22 protein-coding genes and 1 pseudogene are annotated in these 16,605 nt (G+C 48.9%); 15 read left to right on the top strand and 8 right to left on the bottom strand.

Going from position 1 to position 16,605, the window contains the following annotated elements; translation table 11 throughout:
- Window positions 1–21 precede the first annotated feature (21 nt).
- On the bottom strand, window positions 22–1,074 hold the full coding sequence (locus ACHWTJ_RS08675) for a C45 family peptidase (RefSeq protein ID WP_294741585.1): 1,053 nt from the start codon (window positions 1,072–1,074) through the stop codon (window positions 22–24).
- 160 nt (window positions 1,075–1,234) lie between these two features.
- On the opposite strand from ACHWTJ_RS08675, the gene ACHWTJ_RS08670 reads away from it, so the two are divergent.
- The 3 genes from ACHWTJ_RS08670 to ACHWTJ_RS08660 all read left to right on the top strand — a co-directional run bounded on the left by ACHWTJ_RS08670 (window position 1,235) and on the right by ACHWTJ_RS08660 (window position 3,640).
- The gene (locus ACHWTJ_RS08670; protein ID WP_294741584.1) at window positions 1,235–2,941 is read left to right on the top strand and encodes a methyl-accepting chemotaxis protein; all 1,707 of its coding nucleotides are present in this window, start codon (window positions 1,235–1,237) and stop codon (window positions 2,939–2,941) included.
- Window positions 2,942–3,070: 129 nt separating this feature from the next.
- Window positions 3,071–3,220 (top strand): hypothetical protein, encoded by a 150-nt coding sequence (locus ACHWTJ_RS08665; protein ID WP_394679470.1) that lies wholly within the window; start codon window positions 3,071–3,073, stop codon window positions 3,218–3,220.
- 30 nt (window positions 3,221–3,250) lie between these two features.
- Window positions 3,251–3,640: a GNAT family N-acetyltransferase gene (locus ACHWTJ_RS08660; RefSeq protein ID WP_394679469.1), complete on the top strand. Its 390-nt coding sequence runs from the start codon at window positions 3,251–3,253 to the stop codon at window positions 3,638–3,640.
- On the opposite strand, the pseudogene ACHWTJ_RS08655 reads toward ACHWTJ_RS08660, so the two are convergent.
- Window positions 3,606–4,115: pseudogene (locus tag ACHWTJ_RS08655) on the bottom strand (DNA topology modulation protein). The gene ACHWTJ_RS08660 and the pseudogene ACHWTJ_RS08655 sit on opposite strands and share 35 nt — an antisense overlap.
- 81 nt (window positions 4,116–4,196) lie before the next feature.
- Between ACHWTJ_RS08655 and ACHWTJ_RS08650 the strand changes: the two are divergent.
- The gene (locus ACHWTJ_RS08650) at window positions 4,197–4,619 is read left to right on the top strand and encodes a hypothetical protein (RefSeq protein WP_394679468.1); all 423 of its coding nucleotides are present in this window, start codon (window positions 4,197–4,199) and stop codon (window positions 4,617–4,619) included.
- A gap of 32 nt (window positions 4,620–4,651) precedes the next feature.
- Here the strand turns inward: ACHWTJ_RS08650 and ACHWTJ_RS08645 are convergent, their stop codons facing one another.
- Complete coding sequence (locus tag ACHWTJ_RS08645; protein WP_294741580.1) at window positions 4,652–5,398, bottom strand: bacteriorhodopsin; 747 nt, start codon at window positions 5,396–5,398, stop codon at window positions 4,652–4,654.
- Between the two features lie 151 nt (window positions 5,399–5,549).
- Between ACHWTJ_RS08645 and ACHWTJ_RS08640 the strand changes: the two genes are divergently transcribed.
- The 6 genes from ACHWTJ_RS08640 (at window position 5,550) to ACHWTJ_RS08615 (ending at window position 10,597) form a co-directional block, all read left to right on the top strand.
- The gene (locus tag ACHWTJ_RS08640) at window positions 5,550–5,990 is read left to right on the top strand and encodes a VOC family protein (protein WP_394679467.1); all 441 of its coding nucleotides are present in this window, start codon (window positions 5,550–5,552) and stop codon (window positions 5,988–5,990) included.
- Between the two features lie 79 nt (window positions 5,991–6,069).
- Window positions 6,070–6,399, top strand: a complete 330-nt coding sequence (locus ACHWTJ_RS08635; RefSeq protein WP_294741576.1) for a helix-turn-helix transcriptional regulator — start codon at window positions 6,070–6,072, stop codon at window positions 6,397–6,399.
- Between the two features lie 19 nt (window positions 6,400–6,418).
- Window positions 6,419–7,714, top strand: coding sequence for an arsenic transporter (locus ACHWTJ_RS08630; RefSeq protein ID WP_394679466.1), 1,296 nt, complete (start codon window positions 6,419–6,421; stop codon window positions 7,712–7,714).
- A 15-nt stretch (window positions 7,715–7,729) separates the two neighbouring features.
- Window positions 7,730–9,388: an FAD-dependent oxidoreductase gene (locus ACHWTJ_RS08625; protein WP_394679465.1), complete on the top strand. Its 1,659-nt coding sequence runs from the start codon at window positions 7,730–7,732 to the stop codon at window positions 9,386–9,388.
- A gap of 79 nt (window positions 9,389–9,467) precedes the next feature.
- Window positions 9,468–10,115: a flavodoxin family protein gene (locus ACHWTJ_RS08620; protein ID WP_294741569.1), complete on the top strand. Its 648-nt coding sequence runs from the start codon at window positions 9,468–9,470 to the stop codon at window positions 10,113–10,115.
- Window positions 10,112–10,597, top strand: a complete 486-nt coding sequence (locus ACHWTJ_RS08615; protein WP_294746360.1) for a YusW family protein — start codon at window positions 10,112–10,114, stop codon at window positions 10,595–10,597. The genes ACHWTJ_RS08620 and ACHWTJ_RS08615 overlap by 4 nt, the downstream gene beginning before the upstream one ends.
- 40 nt (window positions 10,598–10,637) lie before the next feature.
- Here the strand turns inward: ACHWTJ_RS08615 and ACHWTJ_RS08610 are convergent, their stop codons facing one another.
- Both ACHWTJ_RS08610 and ACHWTJ_RS08605 read right to left on the bottom strand, forming a co-directional pair.
- Window positions 10,638–11,423: an endonuclease/exonuclease/phosphatase family protein gene (locus tag ACHWTJ_RS08610; RefSeq protein ID WP_294741566.1), complete on the bottom strand. Its 786-nt coding sequence runs from the start codon at window positions 11,421–11,423 to the stop codon at window positions 10,638–10,640.
- Complete coding sequence (locus ACHWTJ_RS08605; RefSeq protein WP_394679464.1) at window positions 11,420–11,950, bottom strand: GNAT family N-acetyltransferase; 531 nt, start codon at window positions 11,948–11,950, stop codon at window positions 11,420–11,422. Before ACHWTJ_RS08605 ends, ACHWTJ_RS08610 begins: the two co-directional genes overlap by 4 nt.
- A 281-nt stretch (window positions 11,951–12,231) precedes the next feature.
- Here ACHWTJ_RS08605 and ACHWTJ_RS08600 point away from each other — a divergent pair, with 281 nt between their 5' ends.
- Window positions 12,232–12,447 carry a GNAT family N-acetyltransferase gene (locus tag ACHWTJ_RS08600; protein ID WP_294741563.1) on the top strand — a complete coding sequence of 72 codons (216 nt, stop codon included), beginning with the start codon at window positions 12,232–12,234 and terminating at the stop codon, window positions 12,445–12,447.
- Here the strand turns inward: ACHWTJ_RS08600 and ACHWTJ_RS08595 are convergent.
- From ACHWTJ_RS08595 to ACHWTJ_RS08585, 3 genes are all read right to left on the bottom strand, one after another.
- Window positions 12,444–12,920, bottom strand: coding sequence for a hypothetical protein (locus ACHWTJ_RS08595; RefSeq protein ID WP_294741561.1), 477 nt, complete (start codon window positions 12,918–12,920; stop codon window positions 12,444–12,446). The two genes, ACHWTJ_RS08600 and ACHWTJ_RS08595, sit on opposite strands and share 4 nt — an antisense overlap.
- A complete protein-coding gene (locus ACHWTJ_RS08590; RefSeq protein ID WP_064300959.1) occupies window positions 12,917–13,126 on the bottom strand; it encodes a helix-turn-helix transcriptional regulator in 210 nt (69 codons plus the stop codon). Before ACHWTJ_RS08590 ends, ACHWTJ_RS08595 begins: the two co-directional genes overlap by 4 nt.
- 171 nt (window positions 13,127–13,297) lie before the next feature.
- Window positions 13,298–13,579: a hypothetical protein gene (locus ACHWTJ_RS08585; RefSeq protein ID WP_394679463.1), complete on the bottom strand. Its 282-nt coding sequence runs from the start codon at window positions 13,577–13,579 to the stop codon at window positions 13,298–13,300.
- Between the two features lie 171 nt (window positions 13,580–13,750).
- On the opposite strand from ACHWTJ_RS08585, the gene ACHWTJ_RS08580 reads away from it, so the two are divergent.
- The 4 genes from ACHWTJ_RS08580 to ACHWTJ_RS08565 all read left to right on the top strand — a co-directional run bounded on the left by ACHWTJ_RS08580 (window position 13,751) and on the right by ACHWTJ_RS08565 (window position 16,597).
- On the top strand, window positions 13,751–13,969 hold the full coding sequence (locus ACHWTJ_RS08580) for a hypothetical protein (protein WP_394679462.1): 219 nt from the start codon (window positions 13,751–13,753) through the stop codon (window positions 13,967–13,969).
- Between the two features lie 90 nt (window positions 13,970–14,059).
- A complete protein-coding gene (locus tag ACHWTJ_RS08575; protein ID WP_394679461.1) occupies window positions 14,060–15,112 on the top strand; it encodes a flavin monoamine oxidase family protein in 1,053 nt (350 codons plus the stop codon).
- Window positions 15,109–16,020 (top strand): PhzF family phenazine biosynthesis protein, encoded by a 912-nt coding sequence (locus ACHWTJ_RS08570; protein WP_294741555.1) that lies wholly within the window; start codon window positions 15,109–15,111, stop codon window positions 16,018–16,020. Before ACHWTJ_RS08575 ends, ACHWTJ_RS08570 begins: the two co-directional genes overlap by 4 nt.
- The gene (locus ACHWTJ_RS08565) at window positions 15,992–16,597 is read left to right on the top strand and encodes an HAD-IA family hydrolase (protein WP_294746331.1); all 606 of its coding nucleotides are present in this window, start codon (window positions 15,992–15,994) and stop codon (window positions 16,595–16,597) included. The genes ACHWTJ_RS08570 and ACHWTJ_RS08565 overlap by 29 nt, the downstream gene beginning before the upstream one ends.
- Window positions 16,598–16,605: the final 8 nt, after the last annotated feature.

Below are 16,605 nucleotides of genomic sequence, written 5' to 3'. Positions count from 1 at the left end.
GAGCAGGAGGAACGTTTTCGTTTAACGCCATGTCTGTAAGGTATTCGCGAACTGGATGTTCGTCTCCAGTTCTCCCGTGATTTCGTTTGCTGTGAAGTCATTGCCAGCGAGCCAGTCGGCAAAGTCGAACGTGACCGGCTCCTGATCACCACCGAGCGCGAACCAGACCTTCAACTCTTCCGGGAAGTAGGCGGATGTATGAATCGTTCCTGCCCACTGGGCATATAAATCAGCGAAGACACCTTTATCGGTATCGTTCAAGAGTCGAAATGCGGACTCGGCATCTTGAATCATATGTTGATGCGTCTTCAACTCCATCATCCGACGTTTTGAGTCATCCAGATGATAGCGGTTTTCGTGTTGCAGCAAATCGAAGTGATTGGTGCACATGTTCGATTCCCGCACTTGGACGTCGCGTGCCGTCGCCTCGATGACGAACGAACGCGCCGATTTATCGTGGACGACATACGTGAACGATCCGCGATGCGGAATCTCCTTGACGAGTGAGATCGCGTCGTCGACCGACGTACACATCTCGAGGATGATCCGCCCAATCATGAAGCTGACGAACCCATCTCCCGGACGGCGACGGTTGATGAAGTTATAGCCCATCGCAAGCCCATGCTCATTCATCCCGTCCATCCGACCGGTCACCCGAGAGGCAGGACCGATGATTGCTGAACCGCCATCATTCGGTTGAAAGACGGAAAATCGACCGTCATACGTCATCGGATGGTAATCATAGTTGCGGACGAGGAAATTATCACCGGTCATGATCGAACAACCACTTTTCGGTCCTTCGACCCGGTAATGCCCGAAATGCAGTAACGTATCTGGCAATGATAGTTCAAGTTCGTCCTGGAGTCCAAGTAACTCATCCCAAATATGCGGGGCGTAGCGAAGGAACATCTCTTTCGTCTCGACCGGATCGACTTGAAAGCGCGGAACACGGATCTTCCAGTTGTCCTCCCGGTTATGGAGCAACTGGTTTCGTTTGACGTAACGTCCTTGTTCGCGACCGAACTCATAATGACTGCCGCGAAATTGCGTAATTTCATTGGCTACACGTTGCATGGAATACATCCTTTCTTCACCTGCTGTATGCTGATTATATCGAACATGAGAGAGAAAGTCGTATGGCAGGGCTTTGCTTGAGCACATCAAAATGAAGGAATATTGAAAAATCAGTCAACTATTTTCATCCTGAACCGATAAAAAAATGGGAGGGGATGGAATGAAACACATGTCAGTCAGACGGAAGATTCAAGTATTGATTGCGACGGCGATTGTCGCGATGCTCTTAATCGCAGGAGCCGCGTTATATTTCTTGAATCAGATGTCAAATGCTTCACGAACGATGTATCAAGAAAATCTGATACCGATTCAAGAGGTGGCACAGATCCGAATCGATACAAGGGCACTTGATTCCTTTTTAGTCGAGATGATTTTAACGAAGGACGAGACTCGAATTGGTGAGCTGCAGGCGGATATCGATACGCGGCAGGCGCAGATCCGTTCATCGCTCAATAAGGTAGAAGATACAGGACGATTTACTGTACAGTCAAAAAAACAATTAGAAGACTTAAAGGATAACGTCCTAGCCTATGATAACGGGATGAGCATCGTTCAAGATGCCGCGACGCGAAATGAGAACGAAGAGGCCTACAAAGCCTATTCGGAGAGTTTGGAGCAAGTTCGGGATAATGTTGCACGTTCAGCGAAGTCGTTGATGGCTTCGATGACGAGACAGGCGAAGGATCTGAATGCTCAAAATCAGTCAGAAAAACAGACAGCCTTTTACTTAATGCTCGGGATTATCTTGTTAGGTGTCGTTCTATTCGTAGGACTTGCCTTATATATCACGCATCTGATTACCCGTCCGATTCGTCGATTGCAAGGCTGGATGGATCAATCGGGTAACGGTGATTTGACGGTCCGTGGCGATTATGACTCAAAAGATGAACTGGGACAATTGACGACGTCCTTTAATGAGATGATCGCGTCACAACAACAAGTCGTTTTAGAATTAACGGGAACAGCAGAGCGTGTCGCTGTCGCTTCAGATGAACTCAGCGTCAATGCGGAATCGACGACGAAAGCAACCGAGATGGTCGCTGTGACGATGGAAGAGATGGCAAGTGGTGCGAGTCAGCAACTGCACCAAGTGTCCGATGCATCACGGACGATTGAAGAGTTGACGACGTCTGTCCGTTATGTCGCCGGAAATGCGCAACAGATGACGGAACGCACGGCAGATGCGATGGAAAAAGTCGCACTCGGTGGTCAGGTCGTCGGAACACTTGGTACACAGATGGGACGGATTCAAGAAGACGTCTCGCGTCTCAGCCACGTCATCGATGGTCTTGGTAACCGATCGCAGGAAATTGGTCAAATCACGGACTCGATCAAAGGTGTCGCGGCGCAAACGAATTTGCTCGCGTTAAACGCAGCAATCGAAGCAGCGCGCGCAGGCGAACAAGGACGCGGATTCGCGGTTGTCGCAGCGGAAGTCAAAACACTTGCTGAACAATCTGCGATTTCGGCAAAACAGATCGAGTCGTTGATTCGTGTCATCCAACAAGAGACGGAAGCATCGGTGGTCTCGATGGAAAAAGTCTCAACCGAGATGACGAGTGGGATTGCTGTCGTCGATCAGGCGGGCGACTCGTTTGCGCAAATCGAGACAGCCATTACCGACGTGACAGGGCACGTCGAGGAGGTATCCGGTGCCGTTCAGGAAATGGCCGCGGCAAGTGAACAGATTGCTTCAGTCATGCGCACGATTCAAGCAGTGACGGAAGGAACTGCTGCCGGAACGCAAAACATCTCCGCTTCGACCGAGGAACAGATGGCGTCGATGGAAGAGATTGCGTCCGCGTCCCAATCACTCGCAACGATGGCGGATGATTTGAAACACGTTACCGGACGATTTACCGTGTAAAATTAAAAAGTGACGGCCTCGATGGAGATATGATCGAGGTCGTTTTTTTGTAGGAATAAATGAGAAAAGAAGGGGATTCATGGAAACGCGTCGTATGTATCTGAATACTATATTTTAGGAGGCATACATATGAACTTTCAATCGTTATCGACAAATAGACTGGATTTGATTCGCGTTACGGAAAGTCACGTCGATGCTTTGTATACGATCTTATCTGATTCCCGCGTGACTCAATATTATGGTATTGATCCGCTCACGTCTCTTGAGGAAGCAAGTTAGATCATCCATTCTTTTGATCAAACGTTTTCTATGAAACGGGGAATCCGATGGGGAATGATCGATCGTTCGACGGGACAATTCATTGGAACGGTCGGACTCAATAACTGGAGTCCGTATGCAAAAAAAGCCGAACTTGGATTCGAATTACATCCAGATTTTTGGCGACGAGGCTATGTATCGGAAGCTGTTCAAGAAGTCATCCGGTTTTCGTTCGAAGAATTGGCGCTTCATCGGTTAGGTGCGGTGACATTTCTTGAGAACGAAGCGTCCTATCGCTTACTTGAAAAACTTGGGTTTACGTTTGAAGGCATCTTACGCGGCTATCTCTATCAAAGCGAAAGGTCGCATGATGCACGGATGTACGGTCGGTTACGAACGGACGTTATCACGTCTCAGGTAAAGATTGAAGAAACTGTTTGACAGCACGACGGGACGTCAAATGAATGATTTGTTTATCGGACAGCGCTGTAAGCTTTGAAAGGATACTCGGTCGCTTATCGATCGGGAACCGCCAAATCCATTTCAAAAAATCAAACGATAGTTTCTCCGGACAGTCTACTGCCATATCCGGTCGACCGATCTTGCGGTAGCGCCACGTTCGTCTCAGTGCCCGGTACAGACAGAGAGTCCGTGGTAGATCAAGGAAGATGATCGTATCGGCGGCATTGATTCGTAAATCAAGTGTTCCACCGTAGTTGCCGTCAATGATCCACGTATCGCGTGACGTCAGCGTGTGTTGAATCTGGAGTTGCTCCTCACGCGAAACCGCCTCCCAGTTCGAACGCTACAACAAGACGTCAAGGTGATCAACGGGATACCCGAGTTTTTCTCCAAGCGAGCGGGCAAGTGTCGATTTACCGGATCCACCGGAACCGATCAGGATGATCTTTCGCATGCAATACCTCCTATTTTTTGTCATAGGAGTTGATGATATCATGGTTTTCTATCCAATCATAGAAGAAAAGAAGTGAATGAGATGGTACCTCGTTTCATACTGGAAGGGATGACGATCGTTTTTACACTACTCGTAATCGGCTGTGGTGTGGTACTCCTTCCACCGCGATGGAAGCGGTATGGATTAATTTTACTTGGTTTGGTGGCAATCGGGTGCAGTACCTTTTGGTACATCCGACCGACGCTCGTCAATCAACAGATTGCTGAGAATACAAAGCTCGCAAAAGTAGAACTAGCACGCCAGTTTCCAGGGGAAGCATACACGATGAGACCACAGAAGTTTTCGTATGAATCGTCAGCAAATCCATATATGATTGAAGTTGAATTCGCGAATGAACCGAACATGATTTATATGTTGAAATTCCGTGAAAAAGATATCGAGTTAGCGGGTTATGTCATCAAAAATGAAGATATCTCCTATGAACAACAACATCAGTTCAAATAAAGACCGGATGCTCAAAACATCCGGTTTTTTGATTAAGAGGATTTCAAATTTTTCGTAGTAGACATCGTCTTGACAGCGAAGAAGGCAATCAGACCGAATCCGACCTTGTTGATCAAGTCAGCAAAGTTATAGAGCAATTCGCGGACGAGTTGCACCTCGATGCCGGGTGCAAACAAGGTAACGGCGTAACCGACCGGATAGATCGCCCACCCGATCAAGATGAATAAGCGCATCTGTAGCAAGGCTTTACGAATCGGTGCAGGTTTATCTTGCGCAGCTTTCGTGACGTTCGTGAACAAGAGAAAAATAATATAAAACCAAGCGATACAACCGACGACGTATGCCCAAAGACCAAGTGGTGTGAAGCCACCCGCTAGATTGATGGACGACTCGCCGATGTAGCCACCGATGATCATGATGATGTCGGCGATGACGAGTTTCGTTAACAATGCGCGTCCTTTTCCTTCTTTTAAACCAAGCAATAACGGAAACTTGATCAAGAGGAGGGGGGTCGTCACGAGCCAGTCGATGTAACGGATTTCAGTCGGAAAGCCATCGATTTCCGACAATAATCCGGAGTCACCAACGGCTTGCTTCATGAAATAGTAATGGATCGCGGCGACGAACGTGACAAGGGCGGCGACTGTTGCAGTCGAGCGGTACTCGGGGGCGAGCGAACTCCGTTCGACGAGAAAATAGAGCGTACCGGCGGCCATTCCGACGAATCCGACCCAAAACATGTACTGGGTCGCAAGGACGAGAAGATTGACGTCTTCCATGTTGTTTCGACTCCTTTTCGTAAGTGGACACGACCTTTCATACTTATATTTTACTGACGATACAAACTGCAGACACCACGTCGAAACGCTCTAGATGTGCTTTCTAGCAACGGTTTGACAACATTTTGACACACTTGAGGAGGAATAAAGGATGATGATTAAACGAACGGATCATAACAGTCTGAACGTCGTGAATTTAGAAGAAGCGATTCATTTTTTTTCGCTTTGCGGACTCGAAGTACGTGGACGATGGGAAATGGAGGGGGAGTTGCTCGATCGTTTGTTGAATCTAGACGGAGCAAAGACGGAATGTGTCGCTCTTGGATTACCAGGTGAAGCAATCTGGCTCGAACTCGTTCGTTTTGAACGACCAGTTGAGACGTCCACTATCGTCCAGCCCGTTTATGCCAGCGGATTGCGTCATCTCTGTTTTGAAGTGATAGAGTTCGATGTACTCCTCGAACGGTTAGCAGATCATGGGTATCAACCGATGGGGGACGTCGCAAATTACGAAAATGAGTATCGCCTATGTTACGTAAGAGGACCAGAAGGCGTGATCATAGAGCTAGCAGAAAAAATCGATTCCGTATAAACACGAGATCGATTTTTTATTTCTTATTGTATAACCAAATGGTTATATTATATCCTGATTAAGAAAGGACGGGAATCTCATGACACGAATTGATCCAGAAATAGAAACGATGAGTCAGTATCTCAAAGGGTTAAGTGATCCGGTACGGCTCGACATCTTACGGCGATTACAGGTGCGCGAACACTGTGTCTGTGATTTGACCGCGGCATTCGATATTTCACAACCCGCGATCAGTCGACATTTAAAACGACTTCGAGAACAATCGATCATTTCCGAACGCCGCGATCGGCAATGGATCTATTATCGCTTAAATCGGGAACATCCTTATTACGGTCAACTGGAATGGATGCTAAGACGGCTGGATACAGCAGATGTGCGCTCCAGTTCCTGTACCGTATTAGAAATCTAACAGAAATGAAGTGAATCAATTGACAGCATCACAATGGCTTGCGATCGGAATATTTCTGATCACCTTATTTTTAATCATCAAACAACCAAAAGGGATCGGCATCGGATACTCAGCGATCGGAATGGCGATTGTCGCACTTTTAACGGGCGTCGTCGAACTGGGAGACGTCGCGACCGTCTGGGGGATCATCTGGAACGCGACGTTTACCTTCATCGCCTTGATCGTCATCTCGTTGATCTTAGATGAGATTGGCTTCTTTGAATGGGCCGCGTTACATATGGCCCGGATCGCCCGTGGTGGTGGTCTGAAACTCTTTATCTACATGACGTTACTCGGTGCTCTTGTCTCGGCCTTGTTCGCGAATGATGGTGCTGCCTTGATCCTGACACCGATCGTCCTCGCGATGGTCCGTCATTTGAAGTTACCGGATGCGGTCGTCCTGGCGTATGTCTTCGCCTCCGGCTTCATCGCTGACACGGCGAGTCTTCCGTTCGTCATCTCGAACCTCGTCAACATCGTCTCGGCGGACTTCTTTCACATCGGCTTTACGGCGTATGCGGCGCGGATGGTCTTCGTCAACGTCTTTTCAGTCGCGGGAAGTCTGCTCGTCTTGTATCTCTATTTCAAGAAACAGATCCCAAAACTCTATGCTGTCGAGGATTTGGCGCAACCGACGTCTGCGATTCGAGATATGCGGATGTTCCGTGCTTCGTGGATTGTCCTTGGTTTGTTGCTCATCGGGTATTTCACGAGTGATGCAATCGGCATTCCGGTCAGTCTCGTTGCTGGTATCATCGCCGTCTTCTTCTTATTCCTGGCGCAAAAATCACCAAGCGTCCCGACGAAGAAGGTCCTTGCCGGTGCCCCGTGGGCGATCGTCTTCTTCTCGCTCGGTATGTATATCGTCGTCTACGGTCTGCGCAATGCTGGACTGACCCAAGTCCTTGCGGAGTTGATCGAGTGGATGGCGACGAACCTCGCATCGGCGACGTTTGGAATGGGCTTCCTTGCCGCTCTGTTGTCGTCTGTCATGAACAATATGCCGACCGTCATGATCAATGCGTTGTCGATCGAGCATACTGCAACGACAGGTGCGATTCGCGATGCCTTGATTTTCGCAAATGTCATCGGGAGCGATCTCGGTCCAAAGATCACGCCGATCGGAAGTCTTGCAACCTTACTGTGGCTCCATGTCTTGCGCTCGAAAGGGGTCCGGATCGGTTGGGGACAATATTTCAAAATCGGTACCGTTTTGACGATTCCGACGCTCGCCATCGCGTTGCTCGGGCTCTATATCAGCTTACTGCTCTATTAAAAGGAGGACGTTTCTATGACAAAACTACTTATCATCGGTTCGGTCGCTGCCGGCACATCGGTCGGGGCGAAGGCGCGCCGTAACAATGAGGAATTAGAGATTACGATCTACGACCGGGACGAGGACATCTCCTATTCCGGTTGTGGCATTCCCTATTTCGTCGGTGGTGAGATCGCTGAACTTGATGAATTGACGCCACGCGACGCGGCGTTCTTCAAGAAACGATATAACATCGACGTCAAGACGCGTCATAACGTCGAGGCGATTGATCATGAGACGAAGACGGCAACGATCCGTCATCTGGATTCGGGTGAGACATTCACGGATACGTACGATACGCTCGTTTTCGCGACTGGTGCATCAAGCATCATTCCGCCGCTACCGGGCGTCGATCTCGAAAACGTCTTCCCGGTCCGTAACATCCGCAATGCGGAAGCGATTCGTCGTTACGTCGACGTGCATGCGCCAAAGCGTGCTGTCATCGTTGGAGGCGGATTCATCGGACTCGAGATGGCGGAACAGTTGACATATCGCGGAATCGAAGTGACGCTCGTCGAACGGTTGACGCAAGTCATGCCACCGCTAGACGTCGATATGGCAAAACGCGTCAGTGACCATCTCGAAGCGAACGGCGTCACCTTGCGACTCGGTGAGTCCGTTGCTTCGTTCGAAGGGGAGAAGACGGCTCGCGAAGTCGTTCTTGCAACTGGTGAGACGATCGAGACGGATTTCGTCATCCTGTCGGTCGGTGTCAAACCGAACACGCAACTCGCGCAAGAGATCGGTGTGACGATTGGACAGACGGGTGCGATCGCCGTCAATCAACAGATGCAGACGAACATCGAAGGCGTTTATGCGGTCGGCGATGTCGCCGAGAGCTTTTCGCTCATCACTGGTCAACCTCTTTACCGCCCGCTCGGTTCGACAGCGAACAAGATGGGGCGGATTGCTGGGATGGTCATCACTGGTGAAGCAATTGAACACCGCGGAATCCTCGGAACGGGTATTTTCAAAGCATTCGATCTGACGGTCGCCCAGACCGGATTGACTGAAAAAGAAGCCCGCGACGCCGGGTATGATATCGAAGTGTTACACAACATCAAGCCGGATCGACCGGAATATCTCGGTGGTAAGGAGATGGTGATCAAGGCGATCGCAGACCGGAACGGCGGTCGTGTCCTCGGTGCTCAAATCGTTGGTCCGCAAGGGGTCGATAAACGGATCGATGTCCTTGCGACCGCGATCAGCTTCAAGGCAAAAGCGGAAGACTTGTTCCATCTTGATCTAGCCTATGCGCCACCGTTCTCGACGACGAAGGATCCCGTTCTCTATACCGGAATGGCCCTTGATAACGCGATCAAACGAACGGCCCGCCTGAAAACACCAAACGCTTTGATGGAAGAGGTTGCTGCGGGTAAGATCTTCCAAATCATCGATACGCGATCGCGCGCTCAGTTCGAGAAGAGTCATGTCGACGGGGCAATCCATATTCCGCTCGGTGAGTTACGTGAGCGGGCGCAGGAACTTGACCCGACGGTACCGACAATCGTTTACTGCAATAAAGGTGTCACTGGAAACGCGGCACAGAACGTCTTGAAGAATCTTGGGTTCAGGGACGTCTGTAACTTATCCGGTGGCAATCAAAACTATCAACACATCAAGTCTTGTCTCTGACAAGGAAAGTCTTCGCGAAAGCGGAGGCTTTTTTTGTTTACTTCGGATTAGAATCAGGAAAGGATTAAGGACGAGGAACATGGTCAATTCAAAAGGGGAGGATGAACGGATGGTACGCGCCTTATTTTTGAACTGCACATTAAAAGCATCACTAGAACCATCGAACACGGAAGCGTTGATTCGTGACGTGATTGCGTACTGGGAGCATGAGGACGTCGATTCAGAAATCGTTCGAGTCGTCGACCATCGAGTTGCATTCGGTGTGACGGAAGATGAAGGGAACGGCGACGAATGGCCGGCACTCTTCGATAAGGTCAAACAGGCAGATATCGTCGTCATCGGGACACCGCTGTGGCTCGGTGAAAAAAGTAGTGTCGCGACACAAGTCATCGAACGGTTATATGGGGGAAGTGGTTTGACGAACGACCTTGGACAAGCCATCTATTATAACAAGGTCGGTGGTGTCATCGTTACCGGCAACGAGGATGGAGCAAAACACGCGTCCGCGTCCATCTTATACGGTCTGTCACACATCGGATTCACGATTCCGCCCAATGTCGATGCGTACTGGGTCGGTGAAGCAGGACCGGGACCTTCTTACATCGAAGCCGGACGCGACAATGACTTCACGAAACGACATGCCCAGTTTTTAGCTGCCAATTTGTTGCATCTTGCCCGACTCTTGAAAGCACATCCGATCCCTGCAGAAGGGAACGTGATGGAATGAAGGTACGTCATATCACAGGATACGGTGTTGCGACGTTATTTGCGATGAGTCTAATGCTAGCAGGATGTGGGAACGACGAAACGTCGACGGACAAGGTCGAGGAAGGAGCGACGAACTCGAATACGACCGATGATACGATGAAAGACAAAGATACCGTCACGAAAAACGCGGAGACGGATTATGGGTTCACTAGCCTATCAATCGAAGCAGACGTCGATGGGGATCAGGACGCGATCGACATCAGCTATGATCGGGAAAAAAACGGTACAGAAGCGGAATATCAGTATAAGGGTGAAAACAAGCGTGGAGACGCGGCGATGACGGAACTCGACGCGAAGTTCAAGAACTTGAAAGTCGATGCGGACACATCTGAGAAAGAAGTCATTGCAGAAGTGGAGCGGGTTTTTGCGATTCAAGATGCATCCCGTTTAGAAGTAGAGATCGACTTCTCGGATGGTACCGAAAAAGAGTATAAAAAATAAACGACGGGTCTGCGCTTACAAAGAGCGTAGACCTGTCGTTTTAGTGAATCGTCAGATGGGCAAGAACACCATAGTGGTCGCTCGGTATGACGTGATGCGTCAATCGTTCATGCCCGATCAATTGAACGTGTTGTAAAGTGACCGGTGCCGGTGAGCGTCGACACAGTAACCAATCGTACCGGGCGGGTGTCGTGATACCGTCATTCTTTTTGGCATACGGATTCGTCACGGGATCTAAAGTCGTTGCAGCGAGTTGACCGGTTCGCGTCGCGAAACTGTCAGCAAGATCGACCCACTCGTGTAATGCGACTCGATGCAAGGGAGACTCCGGAAAGTCATTGAAGTCACCGGCTAAGAACTCGATTGTCGCCTCGTCGGTCTGTGAGGCAATCCATTCGTTGACGAATTGAAGTTGATCGAGTCGAATGTCTGAAGTTCGCCAGTTGAAGTGAATGTTCGTCACTGCGATACGTTTCTCGTTGATTACGAAAAGGGTTCGAGCCGCACAATGGTGTTGTACGACAGAAGTAGTTGCACAACTCACCTCATGATGATCATGAGGAAAACGTGATAAGATAGCGAGTCCTTCGTCAGGAGAATCGGGATAATCATTGAAAATCAAGTACGGATATCCGGTCGCTTGAGCAAGATGTTCGGCAATCGAGACGAACGGTTCATCCGGATGAAACGTCGACATGACCTCTTGCAGCAGGAGGACATCTGGTTGATGTCGATTGATTTCCGCGCACAACGCCGCAAATCGTTCCTGACGTTTGTGTGGATGATGCCAAATGTTGTATGTCGCGATCGATAAGGAGAGACTCATAATGCTAAGCCCATCAGGACAGTATCATAATAACAGCCATCCGACAGCAACCGGTCATGTCTCAATCGTCCTTCCTCTTGGAATCCATGGCGTTGGTAGAGTCGGATCGCCCCGTGATTCGTCTCGACGACTTCAAGTTGGATTTTCAGAAGCGACTGCGCCTTCGCCCAGGCGATCATCCGGATTGTCAACTGGGTACCGATCCCCTGTCCCCAATCCGAGCGAAGGACACCTAAGCCGAATGATGCTTTATGGGCAAAGCGTTTCAATTCGAATCCGCGACACCTGGCGTAGGCAATGATTTGTTCCTCTCGTTCGACGACGAGAATCCGGTCCAAAACTGGTGAATCTCGTAACTGATCGACGAAATCGTTTGCTGTCATTACCTCCTCACCGGGCATCCGGTCGAAGTATTCTGTTTCCGCGTCAAGTGCTTCGCGGAGAGCAGCAAGTGCCTCGGCATCACTAGGACGAGCGGGTCGTATGTTGTACCGTTGCGTATCGAACGAGTGGTGCATCGTCTGCATATGTAAGCCTCCGATTTAGATAGAATATGCTATCATTATGGCAGGAATGGTATCATTTGTAAAATTAAGGAGGGGAACAATGTGGATATCTAGTCGGGAACGAAAGAGGACAGGGCATTCGTCCGCGAGCAGCTGATTGTCTATAATCGGCAATACGTTCCGAAAGCTCTATATGAACAATCTGGAGACTTGTGTTACAGAGCGTATAATGCAGCCGGCGATCGCATCGGTGGGATTACCGATATTTATAGCTGGCAACATATACATGTCCAGTTTTTTTGGTGAGTGAGTCAGCGCGACAGGCAGGTATCGGCACCCGCCTGCTGCAGACAATCGAAGCATATGCCAAGAAAGTAAGGTGTACGAAAATCCTTCTCGATACGTTTGATTTTCAAGCACCAGACTTTTACCGCAAACATGGTTATGAGGTGTATGGACGTCTAACTGATCATCCCGCTGTTGGACAAACTCAATATTTTTTCGTCAAACGGCTTTAACGACGGATATGGACAATCCATGCCGTCATATACGTGATTGTTCCAACCGAGAGAATGAGAGCGATCGCATAGAACGGAAATGCTGGGTACCGTTCAAGTAACGGTTGTTCAAACAAAAAGGCAATCATCAGGACAGGAAGGCTGATCATAAAAGCGACGTACGCTGCGCGGGTCGCCTTACCAGTGATTTGTGCTTCCCGCTCATCCGAGTCAGAGAATTCTGCAGTTGATGTCGACCATTTAGAAAGTGAACGGGAACGATCCGTTCGTGAGAGATAGCCGATGCCTGAGACGATGATGGCGATGATGATCAGTGGCAGAATGATACGGAGGTCGAGCTTGAGCGACAGACCGGTACCGGATACAGGATCATCTTGAAATAGTTTCAGATTAGCATGAATCGCACTAATGAGATAAGCAGCTAAAAAGTAGAGACAACAATTAAGTAAAGATTGAGTGACGACACGTTTCATTTGGAATCCTCCTCTAATTGAAATAATTCCTCCACCGGTCGATCGAAGACGCGGGCAATCTGCATCGCGAGTAATAGCGATGGGGTATAGCTTCCTTTTTCAAGCGAGATGACGGTTTGGCGTGTCACGCCGATTCGTTCAGCGAACTGCTCTTGTGTCCACTTATGCTGTTGACGATATAGGCGGACATGGTTCGTCAGTTGCATCTGACGACCTCCTTTCCAGTTGTTTACATTGTAAAGTCTGTTTTACATTTTGTAAAGTAGACTTTACTTTTTAGACGTGAAAAAACCAATGCGTCGATTCGATGCATTGGTGTCGTCGTTCACGATGGACATTCGCTCTATCTTATTAAAAGGATGCGTCACCAGCGAACATCACATGACATGCGGCGTTAAAATGACAGCTAGAAGACAAGCGAACGTCGTAATGGTGTGATGACGACGTAAGGACAAGGGAAGCGAAATCAGCCCTGCGATTGTTACACCAGATAAGATCCACCCTAAAAGAAATTCCGAGTCAGGAGAAGCGACTGGAATGCTCAATAAGTAAGCTGTCGCGTGCGGAAAGAAGCCGATGGCATCTAACAGGATACCGCCAATGACACCAATCAGCAGTAAGCCGATCGACAGACGAAATAGTGCTTGACGTTTAATCATATACATGCTCCTAATCTGTTTGGTTGACGCAAGAAATCCTACTGTTGCGCCTATTCAATATATTTCTACAAAAAGCGATGAATTCCTTTCTGTTATCTATCCCTGAACTTTATCAAAAATCCTTGCTTCTGCACATCAAACGGAATATTCAGATAATTATCGGGTATCATCATGAAAACACCATCGCCGATTCAGTGGAGAGGAGAAGAGAAGATGATGCCTGAACTGATACCGGATGACCGGGAGCTCGAACGAAGGATTCGGATCGTCCATCTGTTGCGGAAAATGGGTAAGACGGACGATGCGATCGCCCGATCCTTGTATGTACCGGTCGAATGGGTTCAATCGATTTATGAAGAAGACAACTGGCAGCAGGTGCAATCATCCTAAGGCAAGGACGTTTCGTCCTTGTTTTTTCGCGTGTTCCGGTATACTAAAACAAACATCACGAAACATCACGAATAGAGAGGTTGAATCGAAATGAACATCGCCATCATTGGGGCGGGAATTAGTGGACTGTTTCTCGCGACGCGATTGCAGGAGCTTGGACACGACGTGACGATCTATGAAGCACGTGACCGAATTGGTGGTAGAATCGAGACGGTCGAATTTGAAGTTAATAGTCGAACATATGCGTTTGATCTTGGACCGACTTGGTTTTGGCCGGACAGCGAACCACTGATGGTCGATTTGATTCATCGGTTAGACTTACCGACACTGGAACAATATGCGACGGGAGCGCTTCGACTGGAACGGGCTGACGGAATCGAGTCGCATTTGGTTTCGAATCAACCGACGGCGTTTCGCCTTCGTGACGGAATACGCTCCGTAGCTACGGCACTTGCTGCACAACTCAGACCGGGAACGATTCGACTCAAGTCTCCCATCAACCAGATTAATGTCACGAACCGGATTGTCGTCAGTTCAGGAAGGAAGAGTCAACCGTTCGACGAGATTATCCTCGCATTACCACCGCGTCTAGCGGCAAAGCTATTGTTTACACCAGCTTTACCTGAAGCAGTCCTGGATGAACTCGTTGCATTACCGACCTGGATGGCGCAACAAGCCAAATGTCTTGTTCTCTACGAAAGACCGTTTTGGCGTGGTTCAGGTTGGTCCGGTCAGGCAATCAGTTGGACCGGGATGGTGCAGGAAATTCATGATGCTTCCCCACTAGACGGACCAGGAGCGTTGTTCGGTTTTTTCCGGACGCCAGCACGTGAACGACAGGAATTAACCGAGGTTGAAATCAAGGAATCCGTCATTGAGCAGTTAGCTCGATTATTCGGTGAACAAGCACGTCAACCGATTGGCTGGTTGTATAAAGACTGGTCGACGGATATGTGGACAGCAACACGAGCCGATGCAGCACCGCTCTTAGAGTTCCCCGCGTATCATTCCGTTGATTTCGGTGCGGAACATACGACGATTTCCTTGATTGGAACAGAAACCGATTCAAGTCACGGTGGGCACTTGGAAGGTGCTTTACGATCCGTTGAAATTTATTTAGAAAAAGGAGGAGGAGAAAAATGATCGAGACGCTACATTATGATGTGTTCACGATGACTCCTGGAGCAGGTAATCCAGCTGGAGTCGTCTTAAACGCCGATCAATTGACTGAGCCGGAAATGCAACGAATCGCTCGTAAGAATGGCTTTACCGAGACTACGTTCGTCCTGTCTTCAGAGCAAGCGGACTATCGCATGCGCTACTTTGCACCGGAACGGGAAATGGACTTATGTGGACATGGCACGATTGCTGCATTGACGGCAATTGATTCAAGCATAGGTTTACCTGCTACATGTCAAATCGTGACAAAGTCAGGCATCTTGCCTGTGATACGTTTAGCGAACGGTATGTTTCGCTTACGACAAGGGCAACCTCGATTACACCGGTTTAACGGTGACGTAAAGAAAGTTCTGGCAGTGATTGGTCTCGAATTGAAACACCTTGATGACCGATGGCCAATTGAATACGGCAGTACTGGGAACTGGACACTGCTCCTCCCAATTCGTCGACTTGAGGACTTTCATCGGATGATGCCAGATAATCAACGATTTGCCACCGTGTTGACTGACTATCCTCAAGCATCGATTCATCCCATTTGTCTTAATACATATGATGCGGAGGCAACTTTACACGGGCGTCACTTCTCCGCAACGGGAGCAGGTAGTATTGAAGATCCGGTCACTGGTACGGCGAGTGGTGTAATGGGTGTCTATTACCGAAAGTTCATCCAGCCACTTGAAGCGGAAACAGCGATCATCGTCGAGCAAGGTCATGAGATGGGACGTCCAGGACAGGTAGGAATTCGTATCTCAGGCGAAGGACTTGATCACAACGACTGGAAGGTCGAGATGGACGGAGAAGCCGTCTTTGTCGGCGTCAAGAGAGTGGGAGAGGAAGAGACAGATGTTGAAACACTTCATTTGGGATTTTGACGGGACCCTGTTCGATACATATCCGGTGCTGATTGATGTTTTTGTAGAGTTACTTAAGGACGAAGGACGAAAGGTCGATCGAGAACGAGTCGCTGAATTGATGGCAATCTCGGCAAAAACGACGTATGAGACGTTTGATGTGTCTGAAGCATTCATTCTGAACTACAAGCAACAAAAGAAAATGATCGAACAAGAACAATCTGAACCGTTTCCCGGAATCTACGAACTGCTAGAGTCGCTATCGGCAAGGGGTGCGACGCATCATATCGTCACCCATCGCGGAAGATCGATTCATGCGTTACTTGCAAAGTATGAGCTGACGCATCATTTTCAAGACATCCTGACCGGAGAACATGGCTTTGCTCGGAAGCCGGATCCGGAAGCTGTCACGTACTTGATTCATCGATACCAATTGGCTCTAGACGAGACGATCATGATCGGCGATCGGGAACTCGACGTCTTAGCCGGACATCGTGCCGGAATCAAGACGTGCTTGATTAGCGAACAATCCAATGAGACGGTTGCGACCTATACTGTATCGTCGCCAAATCGATTACACGAACTCTTGTTGACATAACAAACAGC

This window comes from uncultured Exiguobacterium sp. (genome assembly GCF_964277885.1).
In the GTDB taxonomy this organism is placed as follows: domain Bacteria; phylum Bacillota; class Bacilli; order Exiguobacteriales; family Exiguobacteriaceae; genus Exiguobacterium_A.
Note: the sequence above shows the minus strand (reverse complement) of the source record. Positions and strands in the feature narration are given on the sequence as shown.

Coding starts and splice junctions, on each gene's coding strand:
- ACHWTJ_RS08675 (WP_294741585.1), bottom strand. CDS start 1,074: ATGCAACGTGTAGCCAATGAAATTACGCAATTTCGCGGCAGTCATTAT.
- ACHWTJ_RS08590 (WP_064300959.1), bottom strand. CDS start 13,126: ATGCAACTGACGAACCATGTCCGCCTATATCGTCAACAGCATAAGTGG.
- ACHWTJ_RS08580 (WP_394679462.1), top strand. CDS start 13,751: ATGAAAACACCATCGCCGATTCAGTGGAGAGGAGAAGAGAAGATGATG.
- ACHWTJ_RS08625 (WP_394679465.1), top strand. CDS start 7,730: ATGACAAAACTACTTATCATCGGTTCGGTCGCTGCCGGCACATCGGTC.
- ACHWTJ_RS08620 (WP_294741569.1), top strand. CDS start 9,468: ATGGTCAATTCAAAAGGGGAGGATGAACGGATGGTACGCGCCTTATTT.
- ACHWTJ_RS08570 (WP_294741555.1), top strand. CDS start 15,109: ATGATCGAGACGCTACATTATGATGTGTTCACGATGACTCCTGGAGCA.
- ACHWTJ_RS08670 (WP_294741584.1), top strand. CDS start 1,235: ATGAAACACATGTCAGTCAGACGGAAGATTCAAGTATTGATTGCGACG.
- ACHWTJ_RS08565 (WP_294746331.1), top strand. CDS start 15,992: ATGTTGAAACACTTCATTTGGGATTTTGACGGGACCCTGTTCGATACA.
- ACHWTJ_RS08585 (WP_394679463.1), bottom strand. CDS start 13,579: ATGATTAAACGTCAAGCACTATTTCGTCTGTCGATCGGCTTACTGCTG.
- ACHWTJ_RS08635 (WP_294741576.1), top strand. CDS start 6,070: ATGACACGAATTGATCCAGAAATAGAAACGATGAGTCAGTATCTCAAA.
- ACHWTJ_RS08665 (WP_394679470.1), top strand. CDS start 3,071: ATGAACTTTCAATCGTTATCGACAAATAGACTGGATTTGATTCGCGTT.
- ACHWTJ_RS08615 (WP_294746360.1), top strand. CDS start 10,112: ATGAAGGTACGTCATATCACAGGATACGGTGTTGCGACGTTATTTGCG.
- ACHWTJ_RS08645 (WP_294741580.1), bottom strand. CDS start 5,398: ATGGAAGACGTCAATCTTCTCGTCCTTGCGACCCAGTACATGTTTTGG.
- ACHWTJ_RS08575 (WP_394679461.1), top strand. CDS start 14,060: ATGAACATCGCCATCATTGGGGCGGGAATTAGTGGACTGTTTCTCGCG.
- ACHWTJ_RS08605 (WP_394679464.1), bottom strand. CDS start 11,950: ATGCAGACGATGCACCACTCGTTCGATACGCAACGGTACAACATACGA.
- ACHWTJ_RS08640 (WP_394679467.1), top strand. CDS start 5,550: ATGATGATTAAACGAACGGATCATAACAGTCTGAACGTCGTGAATTTA.
- ACHWTJ_RS08595 (WP_294741561.1), bottom strand. CDS start 12,920: ATGAAACGTGTCGTCACTCAATCTTTACTTAATTGTTGTCTCTACTTT.
- ACHWTJ_RS08650 (WP_394679468.1), top strand. CDS start 4,197: ATGGTACCTCGTTTCATACTGGAAGGGATGACGATCGTTTTTACACTA.
- ACHWTJ_RS08610 (WP_294741566.1), bottom strand. CDS start 11,423: ATGAGTCTCTCCTTATCGATCGCGACATACAACATTTGGCATCATCCA.
- ACHWTJ_RS08660 (WP_394679469.1), top strand. CDS start 3,251: ATGAAACGGGGAATCCGATGGGGAATGATCGATCGTTCGACGGGACAA.